The 18,189-nt window shown below is 68.1% G+C and carries 22 protein-coding genes and 1 pseudogene; 13 read left to right on the top strand and 10 right to left on the bottom strand.

The features are described 5' to 3' along the window. Positions 1–9: 9 nt before the first annotated feature. Positions 10–990 carry a 6-carboxytetrahydropterin synthase gene (locus tag H6G16_RS09180; RefSeq protein ID WP_190390028.1) on the bottom strand — a complete coding sequence of 327 codons (981 nt, stop codon included), beginning with the start codon at positions 988–990 and terminating at the stop codon, positions 10–12. Between the two features lie 73 nt (positions 991–1,063). On the opposite strand from H6G16_RS09180, the gene H6G16_RS09175 reads away from it, so the two are divergent. Further along, on the top strand, positions 1,064–1,690 hold the full coding sequence (locus tag H6G16_RS09175; protein ID WP_190390027.1) for a shikimate kinase: 627 nt from the start codon (positions 1,064–1,066) through the stop codon (positions 1,688–1,690). A 15-nt stretch (positions 1,691–1,705) separates the two neighbouring features. On the opposite strand, the gene H6G16_RS09170 is transcribed toward H6G16_RS09175, so the two are convergent. Then, positions 1,706–1,966 carry a chlororespiratory reduction protein 7 gene (locus H6G16_RS09170; RefSeq protein WP_190390026.1) on the bottom strand — a complete coding sequence of 87 codons (261 nt, stop codon included), beginning with the start codon at positions 1,964–1,966 and terminating at the stop codon, positions 1,706–1,708. Between H6G16_RS09170 and H6G16_RS09165 the strand changes: the two genes are divergently transcribed. Continuing rightward, a complete protein-coding gene (locus H6G16_RS09165; protein ID WP_190390025.1) occupies positions 1,965–2,630 on the top strand; it encodes a DUF6816 family protein in 666 nt (221 codons plus the stop codon). The genes H6G16_RS09170 and H6G16_RS09165 overlap by 2 nt on opposite strands. Here the strand turns inward: H6G16_RS09165 and H6G16_RS09160 are convergent. Next, positions 2,587–3,306: a glutathione S-transferase gene (locus H6G16_RS09160; RefSeq protein ID WP_190390024.1), complete on the bottom strand. Its 720-nt coding sequence runs from the start codon at positions 3,304–3,306 to the stop codon at positions 2,587–2,589. The genes H6G16_RS09165 and H6G16_RS09160 overlap by 44 nt on opposite strands. A 65-nt stretch (positions 3,307–3,371) precedes the next feature. Between H6G16_RS09160 and H6G16_RS09155 the strand changes: the two genes are divergently transcribed. Genes H6G16_RS09155 through H6G16_RS09135 form a run of 5 tightly spaced genes read left to right on the top strand, consistent with a single transcriptional unit; the run spans position 3,372 to position 7,710 of the window. Beyond that, positions 3,372–3,578: a DUF751 family protein gene (locus H6G16_RS09155; RefSeq protein ID WP_190390023.1), complete on the top strand. Its 207-nt coding sequence runs from the start codon at positions 3,372–3,374 to the stop codon at positions 3,576–3,578. Between the two features lie 2 nt (positions 3,579–3,580). Further along, the gene (rbfA, locus tag H6G16_RS09150; protein WP_190390022.1) at positions 3,581–3,973 is read left to right on the top strand and encodes a 30S ribosome-binding factor RbfA; all 393 of its coding nucleotides are present in this window, start codon (positions 3,581–3,583) and stop codon (positions 3,971–3,973) included. Further along, the gene (locus H6G16_RS09145; RefSeq protein ID WP_190390021.1) at positions 3,963–5,615 is read left to right on the top strand and encodes a glycoside hydrolase family 3 N-terminal domain-containing protein; all 1,653 of its coding nucleotides are present in this window, start codon (positions 3,963–3,965) and stop codon (positions 5,613–5,615) included. The genes rbfA and H6G16_RS09145 overlap by 11 nt, the downstream gene beginning before the upstream one ends. A 34-nt stretch (positions 5,616–5,649) precedes the next feature. Further along, positions 5,650–6,858: a glycosyltransferase gene (locus H6G16_RS09140; protein WP_190390020.1), complete on the top strand. Its 1,209-nt coding sequence runs from the start codon at positions 5,650–5,652 to the stop codon at positions 6,856–6,858. 15 nt (positions 6,859–6,873) lie between these two features. Then, positions 6,874–7,710: a uroporphyrinogen-III synthase gene (locus H6G16_RS09135; RefSeq protein ID WP_190390019.1), complete on the top strand. Its 837-nt coding sequence runs from the start codon at positions 6,874–6,876 to the stop codon at positions 7,708–7,710. Here the strand turns inward: H6G16_RS09135 and H6G16_RS09130 are convergent. The 3 genes from H6G16_RS09130 to zds form a co-directional block, all read right to left on the bottom strand. Further along, positions 7,667–8,044 (bottom strand): hypothetical protein, encoded by a 378-nt coding sequence (locus H6G16_RS09130; protein ID WP_190390018.1) that lies wholly within the window; start codon positions 8,042–8,044, stop codon positions 7,667–7,669. The genes H6G16_RS09135 and H6G16_RS09130 overlap by 44 nt on opposite strands. A gap of 106 nt (positions 8,045–8,150) precedes the next feature. Next, positions 8,151–8,621 carry an SRPBCC family protein gene (locus H6G16_RS09125; RefSeq protein ID WP_190390017.1) on the bottom strand — a complete coding sequence of 157 codons (471 nt, stop codon included), beginning with the start codon at positions 8,619–8,621 and terminating at the stop codon, positions 8,151–8,153. Positions 8,622–8,629: 8 nt separating this feature from the next. Further along, positions 8,630–10,108 (bottom strand): 9,9'-di-cis-zeta-carotene desaturase, encoded by a 1,479-nt coding sequence (gene zds / locus H6G16_RS09120; protein ID WP_190390016.1) that lies wholly within the window; start codon positions 10,106–10,108, stop codon positions 8,630–8,632. A gap of 131 nt (positions 10,109–10,239) precedes the next feature. Here zds and H6G16_RS09115 point away from each other — a divergent pair, with 131 nt between their 5' ends. Genes H6G16_RS09115 through H6G16_RS09100 form a run of 4 tightly spaced genes read left to right on the top strand, consistent with a single transcriptional unit; the run spans position 10,240 to position 12,647 of the window. Beyond that, the gene (locus H6G16_RS09115) at positions 10,240–10,692 is read left to right on the top strand and encodes an iron-sulfur cluster assembly accessory protein (protein WP_190390015.1); all 453 of its coding nucleotides are present in this window, start codon (positions 10,240–10,242) and stop codon (positions 10,690–10,692) included. A gap of 46 nt (positions 10,693–10,738) precedes the next feature. Next, positions 10,739–11,161, top strand: coding sequence for a hypothetical protein (locus tag H6G16_RS09110; RefSeq protein ID WP_190390014.1), 423 nt, complete (start codon positions 10,739–10,741; stop codon positions 11,159–11,161). Continuing rightward, positions 11,158–12,384, top strand: coding sequence for a lipid-A-disaccharide synthase-related protein (locus tag H6G16_RS09105; RefSeq protein WP_190390013.1), 1,227 nt, complete (start codon positions 11,158–11,160; stop codon positions 12,382–12,384). Before H6G16_RS09110 ends, H6G16_RS09105 begins: the two co-directional genes overlap by 4 nt. Further along, positions 12,381–12,647: a hypothetical protein gene (locus tag H6G16_RS09100; RefSeq protein ID WP_190390012.1), complete on the top strand. Its 267-nt coding sequence runs from the start codon at positions 12,381–12,383 to the stop codon at positions 12,645–12,647. The genes H6G16_RS09105 and H6G16_RS09100 overlap by 4 nt, the downstream gene beginning before the upstream one ends. On the opposite strand, the gene H6G16_RS09095 is transcribed toward H6G16_RS09100, so the two are convergent. After that, positions 12,604–13,539, bottom strand: a complete 936-nt coding sequence (locus H6G16_RS09095; RefSeq protein ID WP_190390011.1) for a TIGR01777 family oxidoreductase — start codon at positions 13,537–13,539, stop codon at positions 12,604–12,606. The genes H6G16_RS09100 and H6G16_RS09095 overlap by 44 nt on opposite strands. 93 nt (positions 13,540–13,632) lie before the next feature. On the opposite strand from H6G16_RS09095, the gene H6G16_RS09090 reads away from it, so the two are divergent. Both H6G16_RS09090 and H6G16_RS13300 read left to right on the top strand, forming a co-directional pair. Next, complete coding sequence (locus H6G16_RS09090; RefSeq protein ID WP_190390010.1) at positions 13,633–13,893, top strand: NAD(P)H-quinone oxidoreductase subunit O; 261 nt, start codon at positions 13,633–13,635, stop codon at positions 13,891–13,893. After that, on the top strand, positions 13,890–15,224 hold the full coding sequence (locus tag H6G16_RS13300) for an O-antigen ligase family protein (protein ID WP_190390009.1): 1,335 nt from the start codon (positions 13,890–13,892) through the stop codon (positions 15,222–15,224). Before H6G16_RS09090 ends, H6G16_RS13300 begins: the two co-directional genes overlap by 4 nt. Here H6G16_RS13300 and H6G16_RS09080 read toward each other — a convergent pair. The 3 genes and pseudogenes from H6G16_RS09080 to H6G16_RS09070 form a co-directional block, all read right to left on the bottom strand. Beyond that, positions 15,213–15,905, bottom strand: a complete 693-nt coding sequence (locus H6G16_RS09080; protein WP_190390040.1) for a J domain-containing protein — start codon at positions 15,903–15,905, stop codon at positions 15,213–15,215. The two genes, H6G16_RS13300 and H6G16_RS09080, sit on opposite strands and share 12 nt — an antisense overlap. Positions 15,906–16,090: 185 nt before the next feature. Further along, positions 16,091–17,635 (bottom strand): iron uptake porin, encoded by a 1,545-nt coding sequence (locus tag H6G16_RS09075; RefSeq protein ID WP_190390008.1) that lies wholly within the window; start codon positions 17,633–17,635, stop codon positions 16,091–16,093. 425 nt (positions 17,636–18,060) lie between these two features. Continuing rightward, positions 18,061–18,189 (bottom strand): annotated as a pseudogene (locus H6G16_RS09070) (photosystem II D2 protein (photosystem q(a) protein)); the annotation flags it as partial.

Here is an 18,189-nt window from a genome sequence, read left to right as displayed (position 1 = left end):
CGGCGTGGCTCAGCCGGCCACCAGGGCTTCCAGGGCCGCGGGCACCATCTCCAGCTGGGGAGTTTCGGCGAACACCTCGGCGGCGTTGTTGGGGCTCTCCTGCAGGCGCACCTTGTGCAGCCGGGCACCGGTGGCGGCGATCGGGCCGGTGAGCAGATCGGCGATGTGGAGGGCGATGTTCTCGGCGGTGGGCACGGTGCTGGCGAAGTGCTCCACGTCCTTGTTCAGGAAGGTGTGGTCAAAGGGCTCCACCACCAGGTCGTCGACCAGCTGCTGCAGGGCCGCCAGATCACACACCATGCCGGTGCGGGCGTCGATAGGACCCCGCACGGTGACATCCAGCAGATAGTTGTGGCCGTGGCCGTGGGGCCGGGCGCACTTGCCATAGATCGCTTCGTTCTCCCCCTGGGAGAGCTCGGGACGGGCCAGGCGATGGGCGGCGGCGAAGTGGGTGCGGATCGAGAGGAAGGCTTCCATGGGGGTCGGGGCAGAGAGGGGAGCGAGCAGGTCGACCCAGAGGGTGTCGGTTTCGTGCAGGCGCAGCCCCACCAGGGGCAGCTTGGGGGCCAGGCGGGTCCAGATCGCCTGGCAGAGGGCTTCGGTGGTGGGCAGCCGTCCCTCGGGACGGCTGAGGTCGAACTCCGGCCAGGCGTCGTTGAGGAAGCGGAAATCGAGCTGGGCCGTCACCTCAGCCCGAATGGCGTGCTTCACGTCCGAGAGGTTGAGCACCATGCCATCGCCGTCGAGGGGCCCGCCCATCGCCACGATCAAGGTGTAGTTGTGGCCATGGCCAGGGGCCAGGCTGCAGGGTCCGAACCGGACCTGGTTCTCCTCCGCACTCAGCTCCGGCAACCAATAGAGGTGGCTGGCACTGAAGGTGGCCCGCCGTGTGATCACGCAGGGCCGGCCCCGGCCATGGCGGGAAACGGCCTGGTGAGGGGAGAGGTTCGGGCCCGAAGAACTCCCTTGGGCGGGTGCAGTGGCCGTCATCGCCCTGGGCTGGAGGCCCTCCATCCTAGAAACGGGCCTAGGGCCCCGGCGTCCACGCCATCACCACCCCGCCATGACCACCCCCTCCCACCATGCCCTGGCCCAGCGGCTGCAGGGCCTCAATCTGTATCTGGTCGGCATGATGGGGGCCGGGAAAAGCGCCGTGGGTCGGCCCCTGGCCGAGGCGCTGGGCTATCGGTTTCTCGATGCCGATGACGCCCTCCAACAGGTGGCGGGGCGCACGATCCCAGACATTTTTGCCAGCGACGGGGAAGCCGGATTCCGCGACCTGGAAACGGCGGTGCTCGGCCAGATCGCCGGTTGGCATTCCCTGGTGGTGGCCACCGGCGGAGGGGTCGTGACCCGACCGGAGAACTGGGGCCACATGCGCCAGGGCGTGGTGGTGTGGCTGGATGCGCCCGCAGGGCTGCTGATGGAGCGCCTCCTCGCCGATCCGACGCCGCGGCCCCTCCTGGAGGCCGACGACCCCAGCGTCCGCCTCGGCGAGCTGCTGGGCCAGCGGCAGCCCCTCTATGCCCAGGCCGACCTGCATGTGCAACAGGGCGACCATGGCCCCGCGGAGGTGGCCCTCCAGGTGCTGGCGGGCCTGCCCTCGATCCTCAAGGATCCGGCAGCGGCCCCGCCGTCCCCCATCAGCCTGCGCCACGCCGACGGCACGATCAGCCCATCCTTGAACTGAGCCAACCCGCGGACATCAGCCGGGAGGCTCGAGCCGCACCGCAAACCACTGGATCGCGAGGCCCGGTGCCAGTTCCAGCTCACAGGCCGTCTCGAGGAGGCGCTGGGCTCGCTCCATGGCGGTGGGCAGGGGTGCCAGATCCGCCGGCACCACCTCCAGGGTTTCGAGCTGGTCCGCCAGCCAGGCCAGGGTTTCGGCCGCCGTGAGGATCCGCTCCCCCCCCACCGGCTCCAGCACCACGTAATGATCAAGCTCCCGGAGGAGGGGATCGGACATGGCAGGAGCCCTACTGGCCCCCATCCTGGCGCTGCTGCTGGCGCTCAGCCCAACCGCCCTGGCGGAGCGGGCCAGCCAATGGCCCGACTGGCGCCTGCCCGCTCCCCTGGAGCGCCCCTCGAACCGACCCGGACAGCAGGACCTCACCTACCCCGCCTGGATGGCCGGCCAGTGGCAGGTGCACAGCGACGACCTCGACTACCAGGTGCGGTTTGCGCGCAATGCCAAGGGCGCCGTGGTGGGGGATCGGGCCTACAACGCCACCGCGATCGGCCGGGCCCTGCTGGGCGAGGCCCTGCTGCAGGTGGCCAACGACCCCACCAACCCCAACCGCCAGATTGCCGTGCTGGCCGGCGATCAACAGCTGGAATCCACGGTGGTAGGGCGGCGCAGCGCCCAGCCGGACCCAGCCCACTTCTGGGCCGATGAGCTGGCCCTGCAGGTGCTGCATGGCCCCGGCGATCCACGGGTGAGCCGGGTGGAGACCCTGAGCCGCTATGCCCTGGATCCGGACGGCACGGTGAGCGCCGAGCAGTGGCAGGCCAGCTATCCCTCACCAGCCCTCGGCTTGGCGGCCAAGGCCACCAGCAGCGGCCACTACCAGCTGGCGCTGACGCCGCTCAACCCCGGCCCGCCTCCGTTGCAATCCGATCCCGCCAGCTGAACAGGGGCTCCAGCAGGGGATGGTCGGCGATCCCGCTGACCCCCAGGCCCGCCAGGGGGGCTCCGCTGCTGGCGGGAAACTTGAGCAACCCCAGCTGGGCCGCCACGGCCAGATCGGCCAAGCTGAGTCGGTCGCCGACCAGGTAGGGCTGGTCGGTCACCAGCAGGGCAAGTTGCTCCAGGTTGGTCTGCAGCTGCTGGCGCTCGGCCGTTCCCACCACGCTGACCAGCGCCTCACCCATGCCGGCCATCACCCCTGAGGGCAGGTTGCTGACGAGCTGGCGCAGGGGGCCCGGGGTGGAATCGGGCAGCAGGGCCGTGCGCAGCAGGGGATCCACCGCGGCCGCCTGCACCAGGGCCAGCCGGCAGCCCGCCGCCAGGGCCGTATCGGCCCAGTCTTCAATCAGCAGCACCCGGGCCCGCTCGGCCGGTGCCGTGGGCAGCAGGGGCACGTCGGGATGGTGCCGCTCGAGGTAGAGGGCAATCGCCGTGGAATCGGCGATCACCTCGGCGCCATCCACCAGCACCGGCACCTGCCGCTGGCCGGAGAGGCGGAACAGCTCGAGTTGGCCGATGCCGGGGGTGACCTCCACCACGGTGTAGTCGAGGCGTTTGGCGGCGAGCACCAGCCTCACCTTCTCGCAGAAGGCGGAATGCCTGAACTGGTGCAGCTGCATGCGTCAAATCCGGCCTCTGGGCGGCAGAGTAGCCAGCACGCAGCAGACACCGACCACCCCGGGCGATGAAGGACTTCTTCCTGAATGTGACGCGCTACCCGCGCTATCTGGTGGCCTTTGGCCTGGGGGTGGCCAATTCGGTGTTCGAACCCCTCGCCGCCCGGGGCCGCAATCCGGTCACGGCGGTGGCCCTGATCGGGGCCGGTGTCAGCGGCATGCTCAGCCTGGGGCTGATCCTGCGTGCGATGGTGAACCCAGCACCACTGGCATAGCCATGGCACAGAGCCGACGGGTGGAGCGGGTGGCCTCCCTGATCCGCCGCGAAGTGAGCGAGCTGCTGATCGGCGGCATCAAGGACGAGCGGGTCAGCCAGGGGATGGTGAGCGTCACCACCGTGGAGGTGGCCGGCGATCTGCAGCACTGCAAGATTTTCGTGAGCGTCTTTGGCAGCGAAGACGACCGCAGCCAGGCCATGGAGGGGCTGCGCTCCGCCAGCACCTTTGTGAAGGGCGAGCTGGGCAGACGACTGAAGATGCGCCGCACCCCCGAGGTGGTGTTCGTGCTCGACCGCGGCATTGAACGGGGCACTTCGGTGCTGGGCCTGCTCAACCGGCTGGAGGAAGAGCGGCAGGAGAAGGGCGAACCGGCCGAAGCCAGTGAGCTCTGAAGCCGCCTCAGATCGAGCCCTGCTGCGGCTGATCCACCAGCTGCTGGTGGTGCGGGCCAGCGGCAAGTTGGCCGACCATCAACGGGGCTATCCCCGCTGGGAGCTGGCGAATGCGGAACTGCAGGAGCTGCTGGAGGCGGGGGTCGGCGGCGTGATCCTGCTGGGCGGCAGCGCCGCCGAGGTGGCCCTGCGCTGCGCCCAGCTGCGCCGCTGGGCCGGCCAACCCCTGCTGCTCTGTGCCGATGTGGAAGAGGGCGTGGGCCAGCGCTTTGACGGGGCCACCTGGCTGGTGCCACCCCTGGCCCTGGGGCGGCTCTACGGGCGGGAACCGGAGCGGGCGGTGGCCCTGGCCGAGCGCTATGGCCAGTGCACCGGCCGGGACGCCCGGGCCCTCGGCCTGAACTGGGTGCTGGGCCCGGTGTGCGACGTCAACAACAACCCCGCCAATCCCGTGATCAACGTGCGGGCCTGGGGGGACGACCCGATGGCGGCAGGGGCGCTGGCGGCGGCCTTCATCCGCGGAGCCCAAGCGGAGGGGGTGCTCACCAGCGCCAAGCACTTCCCCGGCCACGGCGACACCAGCAGCGATTCCCACCTCACCCTGCCGCTGCTGCCCCACAGCCGCGAGCGGCTGGCGGCGATCGAGCTGCCCCCGTTTCAGCAGGCGATCGCCGCCGGCGTGGCCTCGGTGATGACCGCCCACCTGATGCTGCCGGCCCTCGACCCAGACCGGCCCGCCACCCTCTCGAAGCCGGTGCTCACCGGCCTGCTGCGCCAGGAGCTGGGCTTTGACGGACTCGTGGTCACCGATGCCCTGGTGATGGAGGCGATCACTGGCCGCTACGGCGCTGGCGAAGCGGCGGTGCTGGCCCTGGAGGCCGGTGCCGACCTGGTGCTGATGCCCGCCGATGCCAGGGCCGCCATTGCGGCCATCGCGGCGGCCGTCCAGAACGGTCGGTTGAGCCAGGCCCAGCTAGAAGCCAGTGCCGAGCGCCGCGAGCGGGCCCTGGCGCGCTGGGGGAACCACGCGGCGGCGGCGGACTCCGACCCCGAGGTCGCCGCCCAGCCCGACCAGGCCCTGGCCCTCGAGCTGGTGCGCGCCACCCTGGAGGCCACGGCACCTGCGGCGGCGGGCGCCGGGGCAACCAGGGCTCCCGAGGCCAGCCCGCCCGGCATCAGCCTGATCCGGGTGGACACGGCGTTGGCGGCCAGCTTTCTGCCGCCCACCGCCCCGGCCCTGGCGCGACCCGAGGCCCGGGGCTGGCGCAGCGTGCTGCTGGAGAGCCGCAGCCCGAGCCTGTGGAGCGGCATCCCCACAGCTCCGCTGGCCCTGGACCTCCTCGGCCCGGGGCCCGTGCTGCTGCAGCTGTTCGTGCGGGGCAATCCCTTCCGGGGCAGTGCCGGCAGCGCCGAGGCCTGGCCGGCTGCCCTGCGCCAACTGGCCGCCGCCGACCGCCTGGCTGGCTTGGTGGTGTACGGCAGCCCCTACCTGTGGGACGAGCTGCGGCCGCTGCTGCCGGCGGGCGTTGCTGGGGTGTACAGCCCCGGCCAGATGCCCCTGGCCCAGGCGGAGGCCCTGAACGCCCTGGGCAGCGCCCTGGGGCTGGGGGACACTGGCGGCGGCGCCGGCTTCACCGACTGACGCTCCCCCTGCGCCTTCCGTCCAGTCCGGGCCCATGCTCAGCCTCTCGATGATCGTGCGCAACGAAGCCGAGCGGCTGGAGCGCTGCCTGCGCTCGGTGGCGGGATTTGTCGACGAGATGGTGCTGCTCGACACCGGCTCCAGCGACGCCACGGTGGCCATCGCCGAGGGGCTGGGGGCCGTGGTGCACCACCTGCCCTGGCCCGGGGACTTTGCCCCGGCCCGCAATGCGGCCCTGGAGCACGTGCACGGCGACTGGGTGCTGGTGCTCGATGCCGATGAGTGGCTCCTGGACGGGGCCCGCGCCCCGCTGCAGACCCTGATGACGCAGCCGGATCTGCTGCTGATCAACCTGCTGCGGGAGGAGCGGGGTGCCACCCAGTCGCCCTACTCCAACGTCAGCCGGCTGTTTCGCCGCCATCCGGCCATCCACTGGAGCCGCCCGTACCACTCGATGGTGGATGACAGCGTGCTGGCCCTCCTGGAGCGCGAACCCCACTGGCGCCTGGCCGATTGCGGGGTACCGGCCCTGGGCCATGACGGCTACAGGCCCGAGCTGCTGGCCAGCGGCGCCAAGGCCGCACGGCTGCGGCAGGCCATGGAGGCCGACCTGGCCGCCCACCCCGGCGACCCCTACGCCTGCGCCAAGCTCGGCAGCCTGGAGGTGAGCGAAGGCCACCATGACCGCGGCATCGCCTTGCTGGAGCTGGGGCTGACCCACTGCCCGGCCAACCGCCATCCCGAGCGCTACGAGCTGCTGCTGCACCTGGCCATGGCCCAAACCGGCAGCGACCCAGCCCGCGCCAGCGCCCTCTACCGCCAGGCCCTGGCCCTGCCCCTGCCGCCACGGCTCACCCTGGCGGCCAGGCTGAACCTGGCCGCCCTGCTGCAGGAGAGCGATGCCCCGAGCCCGGGCGCCCTGGACGAGGCCTGCAGCCTCTGCCGCGACGCCACCAGCGCGGCCCCGGAGCTGGCCCTGGGCTGGCTGCACCTGGGGCTGGCCGAGCGCCGTCGGGGGCGCATCCCGGAGGCGATCACGGCCTATCGCGCCGCCCTGCAACGCGACCCCAACCTGGCTGCAGCCCAACAGAACCTGGCGGTGGCCCTGCTGCTCAGCGGCGACATCGGTGGGGCGCGGCTGGCCTTTCGCCAGGCGATCGCCCTGCTGATCCAGCAGAACCGGAGCGCCGAAGCCGAGGCCCTGCGCCTCCAGGCCGGCACGATGGTGAAGCTGGACGACTGACCCCAAGATCCCGCCATGGCCCTGGCCCCCGAGTTGTCCCTACGCGGCCGCACCATCGCGGTGACGCGGGCCGAGACCCAGCTGGGGGAGGCCAGGCGCCTGTTTGAAGCCGCGGGCGCCTCGGTGGTGGACCTGCCGGCCCTGGTGGTGACCCCCCCCGATGAATGGGGCCCCCTCGACGACGCCCTGGCCGAGCTCGACGACTTCCACTGGCTGGTGTTCTCCAGCGGCAATGGGGTGGAAGCGGTGGAGCAGCGACTCCGCCGGCTGGGCCGGGGCCTGGCCCACCGGCCGGCCCACCTGAAGATCGCCGCGGTGGGCCGCAAAACCGCTGCCCAGCTGGAGGCGCTCGGGGCCCCCGCCGATTTCATCCCGCCCAGCTTCGTGGCCGACAGCCTGCTGGACCATTTCCCCGCCTCCGGCTGGGGGCTGCGGTTGCTGCTACCGCGGGTGCAGAGCGGTGGCCGCACCCTGCTGGCAGAAGCCTTCGCCGATGCCGGTGCCCGGGTGGTGGAGGTGGCGGCCTACGAAACCCGCTGCCCGGAGGGCCTGCCCAGCGCTGCCGTGGCGGCCCTAGAGCAACGCCGTCTCGACGCCATCACCTTCAGCAGCGGCAAGACGGTGACGCACACCTGCCGGATGCTGGAAGCGGCCTATGGACCCACCTGGCTCGCCAGCCTGGACGGGGTGGCCGTGGTGTCGATCGGGCCCCAAACCAGCGAACGCTGCCGAGACCTGCTCGGCCGTGTGGACCAGGAGGCTGATCCCCACGACCTGGACGGGCTGGTGGAGGCCTGTGGCCGCTGCCTCAGAGCTCAGCCGTCACCGACTGACCCGCTTGACGCAGGGTGAGTCGGCCCCTCTGGACGTCGATGCTGGCCACACTCCAGCCATCGGGAAGCAGGGAGGTGGTGCGGCCGCCCTTCTGACCGACCCGCAGGGTTCCGGACTCGCCAGAGAACTGCACCAGGGCCTCCGGCGTGCCCCCGGACCGGATCACCCCGTTGAAGACCAACCCTTGGGGCAGGGTGAGCGCGGGACGCACGCCACCCTGGGTAGCAGTGGTCTGAAGGGGGGCGAACGGATCCACCCGACCTGAGGAGACGGAGGCCACCACCTGGTCGGTGCTGGGCAGCGGCGTCAGGCCCGCCACGGGCCCCGGAGCGGCCACAGGAGCGGCTGCCACGGGCGCAGGGGGTGGAGACGGAGGGGGCTGGCTGCTGACGTCTGGAGGGGTTTCTCCGCCGCAGGCGGCCAGCAAGAGGGCAACGCCGAGGACAACGCCAGGGGATTTAGGGGTTGCGGCTTTCAAGCTGACGGCTCTCAGGGTTGCGGCTTTCGACGAGGTCACGGAATCGGTCAAGGTTGGCCTGCAGCTCCTTGGTGACAATTCCACCCAGGATGCTTGGTTCCATGAGCGGTGCCAAGACCCCCGGCAATTCATAACTCACGCTGAGCTTCACCGCCGTGCATTCAGGGGCCTGGGGATAGAAGCGGACCGCGCCTTTGGTGGGCAACCCTCCCACCGACTCCCAGTGCAGTTGCTGGGCCTCCACCCGCTGGGTGATCCGGGCCTTCCAGTGAAAGCGGAAGCCTTGGGCCGCCAGGGTCCAGTCAGTGAGGTCGGGATCCTCCAGCGTCTCCACGGACTCAATCCAGCGCATCCACTGGGGCATGGACTCCAGATCACTCCACACCTCCCACACCTGCTGCACCGAAGCTTGGATCTCCGCAGTGACGCTGTGCTCAAGCCAACGGCCCATGGAATCTCCTACGCGACAGAGGTGTTGGTAGCCAAAGCAGCCTGGCGGCCCAGGATCGCCGCCGCGGCCAGCCTGCCACTCATGGTGGCGCCTTCCATCGAGTCGATGTAGTCCTGCTTGGTGTAGCTGCCAGCCAGGAAGAAGTTCGCCACCGGCGTGCGCTGATCGGGCCGGAAGGGCTCCATCCCCGGGGCTTCCCGATAGAGCGACTGGGCCAGTTTCACCACGTTGCTCCACACCAGGGTGAGGTTGGCCGCGGAGGGGAACAGGGCGCGCACCTGGGCATCGGTGTGGGCCACGATCTCTTCGGTTTTCTTGGGGATCCAGGGATCACCCGGGGTGAGCACGCACTGCAGCAGCGAACCCAGCCCTTCCTTGCGGTAATCCGCCGGGCTGGCCAGGGCCAGGTCGGCAAAGCAGCTGAAGTCGGCGTCGGCGGTATAGAGCAAGTTGTCGAGGCCGGTGGGGCGGCTGAGGTCGACCCGGGCAGCCTGGGCCTGGGGGGATTCACCCAGTTCGGTCACCCAGCCGTCGTAACGCAACTGCACGGTGGCCACCGGCACGGCTTCGAGCTTGTAGATGGCGTCAAACAGGGGCCAGCGGCGCCAGGCCTCCGGGATCATCCGCTGAATGCCCGGCACATCGCATGCCGCCAGGTAGGTGTCGGCCTGCACCTGAATCTCCCCGTCGGGGGTGCCCAAGGTGAGCCCGGTGACGCGGGTGTCGCCCGTCACCGCCTCTTCAAAATGCACCTCGGTGACCCGATGACGCAGGTGCAGCTGGCCGCCCCGTTGCTGGATGTAGTCGAGGATCGGACCGGTGAGCCAGCGGTGGGGGGAGCCCTTGAGCAGGTTGAGCTTGGAGGCCTCGGTTTTCGCGGCAAACATCATGAAGATGGTGAGCATGCAGCGGGCCGAGATCGCCTCGCAATCGATGAACCCGAGGGCGTAGGCGATCGGGTTCCACATGCGCTTGATGCTCTGCTCGCTGCCCCCGTGGCCCACAAACCACTCCTGAAAGCTGATGCGATCCAGGGCCCGGATCGTCTTCATCGCCCCCTCGTAATCCACCAGACCCCGCACGATCGGGCTGGTGCCCAGGGCCAGGGCGTTGCGCAGCTTGTCGATCCAGTCGAGCTGGGGAGTGGTGAAGAAGGCCTTGAGGCCGTTGAAGGGGGCGCCGAGGGCGAAACGGAAATCGAGCTCGCGCAGATCCCCGCCCGTATTCACAAACAGGTGGGTGTGGTCCTTGGGCAGCAGGTTGTCGATGGCACCCACCTTGCGCAGCAGGGCGAAGAGGTTGGCGTAGTTGAAGAAGAACACATGCAGCCCCATCTCGATGTGGTTGCCGCCCTCATCCACCCAGCTGCCCACCTTGCCGCCCATGAAGGGCCGGGCCTCGTAGAGGTCCACCTGGTGGCCGGCATCCACCAGATCCACCGCCGCCGCCAGTCCGGCCAGCCCTGCACCCACGATGGCGACGCGCACCCTGCTCTCCTTTGGTGTGCCGACTCTATGGAGCGGGCCGCTGGCCTGAGGGTGATGGGACTGAAGCGACAGGCCCAACCCACCCTGCCTACAGTTCAGGCACGACCATTTCTTGCGACCGAGGCAGCGCCATGACGGCCGAAACGGTGACTCCTGTGCCCGCAGCAGCTACCGCCCCAGCAGCGGACACCCCAGCTCCCTCCACCGCCGCTCCGGCCACCCACACCGGCCGGGATGGCAAGGGCATTCAGGTGACCGAACCGGCCATGAAGCAGCTGGCCGCCCTGATGGCCCAGCAGGGTGCGGGCAAGGTGCTGCGGGTGGGCGTGCGCTCCGGGGGCTGCAGTGGCATGAGCTACACGATGGATTTCGTGGCGGCTGAGGAGATCCGCTCCGACGACGAGCGCTACACCTACGAACCGGCCGATGCCCCCAGCTTTGAGGTGGTGTGCGATCCCAAGAGCTTGCTCTACATCTACGGAATGCAGCTCGACTTCTCCACCGCCCTGATCGGCGGTGGCTTCAACTTCACCAACCCCAATGCCAGCCAGACCTGCGGCTGCGGCAGCTCGTTTGCGGTGTAGTCCCCACCGGGTGGCAATCTGAGGGCACGACCAGGCCCGCGCGCCCATGACAGCCACCGACGCCCCCTCGCTGTTCGAGCAGGCCCTGCAGGGCTACCACGATGGTCGCCCCCTGCCCGAAGTGATCGCCAGCTTCCAGCAGATCACCCAGCAGGAACCACGCCTTTCCGCCGGCTGGACCTGCCTGGCCTGGTTGCAATTGCTGGACGACCAGCCCCAGGAAGCCCTGCGGTCCGCCAAAACGGCGGTGCGCCTGAACGGCCAGGACCCCCAGGCCCGCATCAACCTGAGCCTGGCCATGCTCGAAACCGGCGCCAAGGGGGTTCGGGAGCACGTGGAGATCGTGCAGCGGGTGATGGTGATGGCCCCCGAGATGGCCGAAGACCTCCACGCGGCCATCGCCGACGGCCTCCAGCGCAAACCCGGCTGGAAGGCCATGGAAAAGGTGAAGGCCTGGCTGGCAGGTTGAAACCGGTTCTGCTGGTCAGCAACGGCCACGGGGAAGACCTCAGTGGCGCCCTGGTTGCCGCCCAGCTCCGCGAGCGGGGCATCGCCGTGGAAGCCCTGCCCCTGGTGGGCCACGGATCTCCCTACCGGCAGCTGGGCATTCCGGTGCTGGGCCGCACCCGCAGCTGCAGCACCGGAGGCCTGGGGTACACCAGCCTGGCGGGACGCCTGAGTGAGCTGGTGGAGGGCCAGCTCCTCTATGTGCTGGGGCGCCTGCTGCTGCTGCGGCGCCGCCGCCAGGGCTACGGGCTGGTGCTGGCGGTGGGTGACGTGCTGGCGGTGCTGGGGGGCTGGCTGTCGGGCCTGCCCACCGCCGTGTACCTGGTGGCCTACTCCAGCCACTACGAGGGCCGCCTGCAACTGCCCTGGCCCTGCAGCTGGCTGCTGGGGCGACCGGCCATCCGGGCCATCTGGAGCCGGGATGGCCTCACCGCCAGCGACCTCAGCCAGCAGCTGGCCCGGCCCGTGACCTTCCTGGGCAACCCCTTTCTGGATGTGGTGAGCCCCTCCCCTGCGGCGCAGCCTTCGCGCCCTCCATCAAGCGGCGCCGCCCAGCAGCCGCAATTGCTGCTGGTGCCCGGCAGCCGCCTGCCGGAAGCGGCGCGCAACCTGAAGCTGATGCTGCAGCTGGTGGCGCTGCTGCCCGGCGACTGGGTGCAAGCCCAGAACCTGAGGCTTCGGGCCGCCCTGGTGCCCGACCTCAGCCTGGATCGCATCACCCAGCTGGCCCGCCCCCTGGGCTGGCAGCTGGAGGGGCAGGACCATCTCAGCTGCGGCTCCCTGCGCCTGGAGCTGGCCTGGGGCCAATTTGCGGCAATTCTGCCCCAGGCCTCGCTGGTGCTCTGCATGGCCGGCACGGCAGCGGAGCAGGCCGTGGGACTGGGCAAACCGGTGTTGCAGCTACCAGGCCAGGGGCCCCAGTTCACGGCGGGCTTTGCCGAAGCCCAGCGCCGCCTGCTGGGCCCTGGCGTGCACTGGGCTGGTGGGGGCAGGGGCCAGACTCCCAGCCTCCAGGCTTCCGCCGCTTTGGCCCGCACCCTGCTGGACGAGCAAACCGATCCGAAACGAGGGCCCACCCGGCGGCAGCAGCTCGCCGCCATCGGCCTGGAGCGGATCGGCCAGCCCGGTGGCAGCCAAACCATGGCAGCCGCGATCATGGCCCTGCTTGCGGCCAGCCCCCCATGACCACTCCGAACCCCTCTCCCGGGCCCCTGCAGCAGCTCAAGGGCGCCATGGACACGGTGCTGGTGGTGGATGTGTTCGTGGTGATCGCTGGGGCGATCTGGTTTGCCACGGCCGTGGCCCTGCACAGCCAGCACGTGGAGGCGCCCCTGGCGCTGTTCCAACGGCTGTGGGAGCCCCTGTTCACCCCGGCGATCGGTCTGCTGATGGGCGCCGCCCTGCTCAGTGGGCTGCTGGGCTGGTGGCAGCGGCGAGGGCAGCGCTGAGCCCGGGGTACTGGAACGGGAAGCCCTGGGCCAGCAGCCGCTCCGGCAGCACCTGCTGACCTTCCAGCACCACCTGGGCCCCATCCCCGAGCAGCAGCTGCAGGATCGGTCCCGGCACCGGCAGCAGACTGGGCCTGCCCAACGCCTTGCCCAGGGCAGCAGCGAAGACGCCCATGGTGGCGGGCTCCGGACTCACCGCGTTGTAGGTGCCGCTGTAGGCGGAATCCTCCAACGCCGTCGCGATCAGGCGGCAGAGGTCGTGGCGGTGAATCCAGCTCATCCACTGGCGACCGGATCCGATCGGCCCGCCAAACCCCATGCGGAACACCGGCAGCATTTTGCCGAGAGCGCCCCCATCGGGCCCCAGCACAATGCCAATGCGCAGGGTCACCAGGCGGCAGCCGGGGGGCACCTGATCTGCGGCCGCTTCCCAGCGCTGACAGATCTGCGCCAGAAAATCGCGGCCAGCGGGGCTCGCCTCGGAGAACCGGGATTCGAGGCTGGAGCCGTAGAAGCCCACGGCAGAGCCATTGACAAGCACCGCGGGAGGGCGGTCCTGCCGCGCCATAGCGGCGACGAGCAGCTCGGTGGTGCGCACCCGGCTCTGCAGCAGCAGTTCGCAATGGGTTGGGGTCCAGCGGCGCTCAGCAATCGGCTCTCCGGCCAGATTCACCACACCCTCGGCCTGGGCCAGGGCCGCCTCGAGCCCGTTATGGGCCCAACTGGCGGGATCGGCCGGATCAAGGCGGATGCAGGCGAGGCGCTTGCCCACCAGGGCGGGGAAGGGCTGGGGCTGGCGGCTCACCAGGGTCACCTCGTGGCCGAGTTCCAGCAGAAACGGCACCAGCTCGCGCCCCACAAACCCCGAGCAGCCCAGCAGCAACAGGCGCATCCGTTCATCCCCATGCGTGCAGGGGAGGCTAGGTCGTCAGGCCGGGCCCGTGGCCTCCGGCCTTAGCCTGACGAGAGCCTTTCTCTGTCGTCCATGGCCGATCCCACCGCCGCGGTGAGCCCCACCAACGCAGCGCCAGCACCGCTCAAGAAGGGCAGCCTGGTGCGGGTCAAACCAACGGCCTACGCCGGCAGCCTGGAAGCGGCTGCCAGCGAGTCCCCCCTGCCGGGTTATGTGGTGGAGGGCCCTGGGGAAATCCTGGCCGTCAAGGGGGAGTACGCCCAATTGCGCTGGCGACGCCCCGTGCCCGATGTGTGGCTGCGACTGGATCAGCTGGAAGCGTTTAGCGCGTGAAGGACAAGCTCCGCCTGCCGTGGCCGAAGCGGGCCGCGCTGAGACAAGCCTGCACCCTGCCCAATCTCTGCCGGTTGTTTGCCTTGCTGCTGGTGGCCTGGCAGCCCTTCCCGGGCGAATACCGGGTGCCCTTGGTGGGCTCGGCCCTACTGGGCCTGGCAATCAGCCTGCGGGGGGAGCTGCCCGCTGTGGCCGAACCCGCCAGGCGCCTGGGGATCCTGCTGCTGTGTCTGGTGATTCCAGGCCTGCTCTCCATCCCCACCTCCTTGGCCCCGAGCAAAAGCTGGGGAGAGATCGCGTCCGTCGCCCTAGCGGCCCTGGCGGGCATCAGCGTGCTCTATGGCTTGCGCACCCGAGCCGATCACCAGTGGCTGCAAACAGGCCTGGTGGTGGTGCTCGCGGCCTGGATCGGCGATGGACTCCTGCAGGCCATCACGGGAGCCGATGTGTTTGGCATCACGCCGAAAGCGGAGGGGATGATCAATGGCCCCTTCAGCACCAATGGCATTTTTGGCATCATTTTGGCGGTGCTCACCCCCCTGGTGCTCTGGGAACCGCTGAGGCAGCGGCAGCGCTGGGCTATCGCCCTGACCGGCGGATTGGTGGTCACGGTGATCCTCTCGGGCCAGCGGAACAACCTGCTGCTGTTGGTGCTGGGGCTGATCGCCCTCTCGACCCTCTGGAACAAGCGCACGCGCCTGATCGGCGCTGCCACCCTGATCGCAGCCGTGCTGGCCATCTATCCCTTGGCCCCAACCCTGCAACAACGGGTGGGCTGGATGTCCACATCCGCCACGGACATGGCGTCCTCCTTGCAACGGCTGCAAGACAATCCGGCAGATACGGATGCCAGCAAACAGCTGTTTGATTCGCTCAATCGTTTCAGCAGTAATCGCGGCTTCTTGATTGATGCTGGCCTGAAGATGATTCACGATCGACCACTGACAGGTGTGGGCATCAACGCCTTTCGGCCGGCCTATCCACTGTATGCCCAGCTGGCGCCCCATCAGCAACGAAGCAAGCCGCAGCACGCTCATAACATCTACCTGGAAGTAACGGCTGAAACTGGGTTGCTTGGGCTGGCTGGATTGCTGTTGGCCATTGGCCTGGGCTGGCGCTGGTTTCTCCTGGCCACGCCCGAACGCCAGGCCCTGGCATCACCCTATGGAGCCACGCTGTTCGTGATTCTGTTTCCGCTCACCACCCACACCGTGTTGTTCGCCGCGTTTTACTTCAGCTTGCTGTTAATGGTTCTAGGCGGATATTTATCCGCCCTGTTTTCACCTGAGCTTGCCTTGATCGCCAACCTAAGGGAGAGCTCAGAGGCCTAATTCCCGCCGCTGGGCCTGGAGGCCTTGCCTCAACAAGCGGGCCTGGCGCAGGAGTTCGCGGCCATCGTGGAGGTAGGAATCCACATAGCCCATGGTGTAGCGCTCCAACTCCGCCAGCGCATCCTTCGCCAGGCTGAGGCAGTGGTAGAGATCGAGGGCAAAGGCCTGGCTTCCGGGCGGACAAGGCTGGGATTGATAGAGCGATTCCACTTTCTCTAGGCGTGCCTGGCCCTGCTCTAAAAACGTGCAGAAAGCCTCCATCAGGCTGTCGTCATAAGGATCGGCCGACAGCGCCTTCAATTGCGAGGGGAAGGGGTTGATCACCTGAGCCAACAGGCGATCAATCGGCGCATGCACCAGCTGCAGCCACTGCTGTAGCGCGGTGTCTTGGACGGCACTACGACCAGGCTGGGCGCGGCCGCGCTTGACGGCGGCACCAGACCCCCCGGGTTCTGCAGCGGCGACAGGCTGATGACGGTGATCATGGTGACGGCGACGGTCCCCATCGCCCAGCACCTCCCAGGCCGCATTGAGCTCCAGGATGGTGCGGTCGTCACCGCCGGCATCGGGGTGATGGCGCTTCACCAGGGCGCGGTAGGCGGCCTTGATCTCGGCAGCGGTGGCCGCAGGCGACACGCCCAGCACGCGATAGGGATCGGAAGGGAAATCAGCAGCAGCCAGGGAAACGCCTCCGCATGCAACAGGGCTTTGCACGCGACTTTAGGAACGCAGGCCGCGACGCCCAGGAGAATCGGCAGCCAACAAAAAACCCCAGCGCGAGCCGGGGTTGATTGAGGGTGTGTTGAGAAGTGGAGGACGAAGGGCCGGAGATGTGTGAGGGATCCGGCCCCAGTTGGTTCTGAGGATCAGAACTTGAAGGTGGTCTTCAGCACGGCGCCGAAGCTGTCTTCGGTAGTACCAGCGAAAACATCTGCACCACCGTTCTCGATCCAGAAGATCGCGGGGGTCACGCTGATGTTGTCGGTGACCTGGAACTTGTACCAAACTTCGAAAGCAAACTGGTTGAATTCGGTGTTGGCTTCACCCAGGCCGATGCCGAAGGCATTGCCCTTGATGATCGCGTCGGCCCACTGCAGGCCAACCATCCAGGACCAAGCATCATCGGAGACATTGGAGTCACCGTTGAACTGCTGGGCACCCACACCGGCACTGATCGAGGGGATCCAACCGGACTCCTCAGGCTGCCAGTAGGCACTCAGGGCGTAGTTGTTGACGCCTGCGGTGTTGTAGACGTCAAGTTGGGTGGGCAGGAAGCTGAAGTTGCCAACCAAGCTGGCCGCTTCGGTGTAGTTGTAAGCAAAAGCGGCACCCCAGTTGTTGCCGGCGTAGCCGACTTGAACCGTGGTAGTGCTGCCATCACCGAGGCCGCCACCGGTGATCTCAGTTTGGTAGCTGTAGGGAGCGGCGTACTCGTTGGAGACGTAGCTCACGCTAACGCTGAAGCCTTCCTTCTCGTACCAGATACCGGCACCGGCACCCAGGTTGAGGTTGTAAGCACCGTTGGCACCGGCGGTGGTGAAACGATCCAGGATCGAATCAGCGGGGTACACGCTGGGCCACATGGCCAGCATGTCGCCCTGGCTCACCTTGGCACCGAAGGTACCGGTGAAGTTTTCACCGATCGGGAACTGGTAGAAGAGGCGATCGATCGTGACGGTGTCGTTGCCGTTGCCTTCCTGCTGGAAGTAGCTCTCAAGCAGGGCGGAACCGCCACCACCGAACACCGAGCCACCGGCGTTGCCGGAGCGCAGGGTGGTGCGCAGCAGGTCCTTGCCGGTGAAGCTGGTGTCCAGCATCAGCTTGACGTCGTAGTTGAACGCGACGCGCTCAGCCTGGACAGCGGCGGGGGTGACAACAGGGAGACCGGTTGCTGCAGCAGCAACGGTCTGGTTCGCAATTGGGTTGACGACACCGTTGGAGGCACCGCCGATGGTGAAGGTGGCGATCCCCTTCAGCTTGGTGGTGGTGGAGAACTGGTTGGCTTCCAGTTCGCCCACTTTGGCCTCAAGACCGTCCACGCGGCCCTTGAGGATGGCGAGTTCCTTCTCGAACTCAGCCATCAGCTTCTTGAGCTCGTCGGTCACTTCGGTGACGCGGTCGAGGCAAGCGTTGAGCAGAGCAGCCGCTTCAAAGCGGGTCATGGCCCGGCCACCCTTGTAGGTGCCATCGGGATAACCAGCAACGCAGCCGTAGCGCTCGATCAGGTTGGACAGAGCCTGGTAAGCCCAGTCGGTGGGCTTGACGTCAGAGAACTGGGAGATGCTGGTGACTTGCTCCTCGGCGGCGTACTTGTTGACGCCGTCCAGGTTGAGCTCGGCAGCGGTAGCGGCCACAGGGGCCAGCAGACCAAGAGCTGCAGGAGCAACCAGGAGTTGCTTAAAGAGTTTCATGGGTTCCTCACACGAGTAGGCGCAATGCGCCGCACACATCTTGACCCGGTATCACAGCCCCAGCCCCTGGCCCTGTGCCACTGCGCACAATGACACGCAGCTCCGGGGGCAGGCTCCATGAACGATGCCCCCGGTGCCGGGGTCCGAAGACCGCAGCACCGGGGGCTCTCGCCGGGCCTGATTCAGCCGCGAAACCAACTAGAGGGCGTTCTCCGCGATCAGCAGACCCTGGGTGAAACAACTGGAACTCACGGGCACCTCCTCCTGTGGGGATTGGCGTCAGCCGGCGATGCCTTCGGCGCCAGCCGGGCCCGAAGGCACGAACGGCACCACATCACTGCTGACAGAACCCCTGAAATGTAGCCAAGAAAAAAGCGCCCCCGTGGAGGCGCTTTGAGCAATCCAAAACCGAGTGAACCCAGGAATCAGAGGGCGTTGCCGCGGGGCAGAACCTCTTCAGGGAAGACGAAGTTTTCGTGCGGCTGGTCAGCCGGTGCCATCCAGGCACGCAGACCTTCATTCAGAAGAATGTTCTTCGTGTAGAAGGTTTCAAA

It is taken from the genome of Cyanobium sp. FACHB-13342 (assembly GCF_014697415.1).
Lineage (GTDB): Bacteria > Cyanobacteriota > Cyanobacteriia > PCC-6307 > Cyanobiaceae > Cyanobium_A.
The sequence above is the reverse complement of the archived record's forward strand: the minus strand, read 5'-3'. Positions and strand labels throughout refer to the sequence as shown.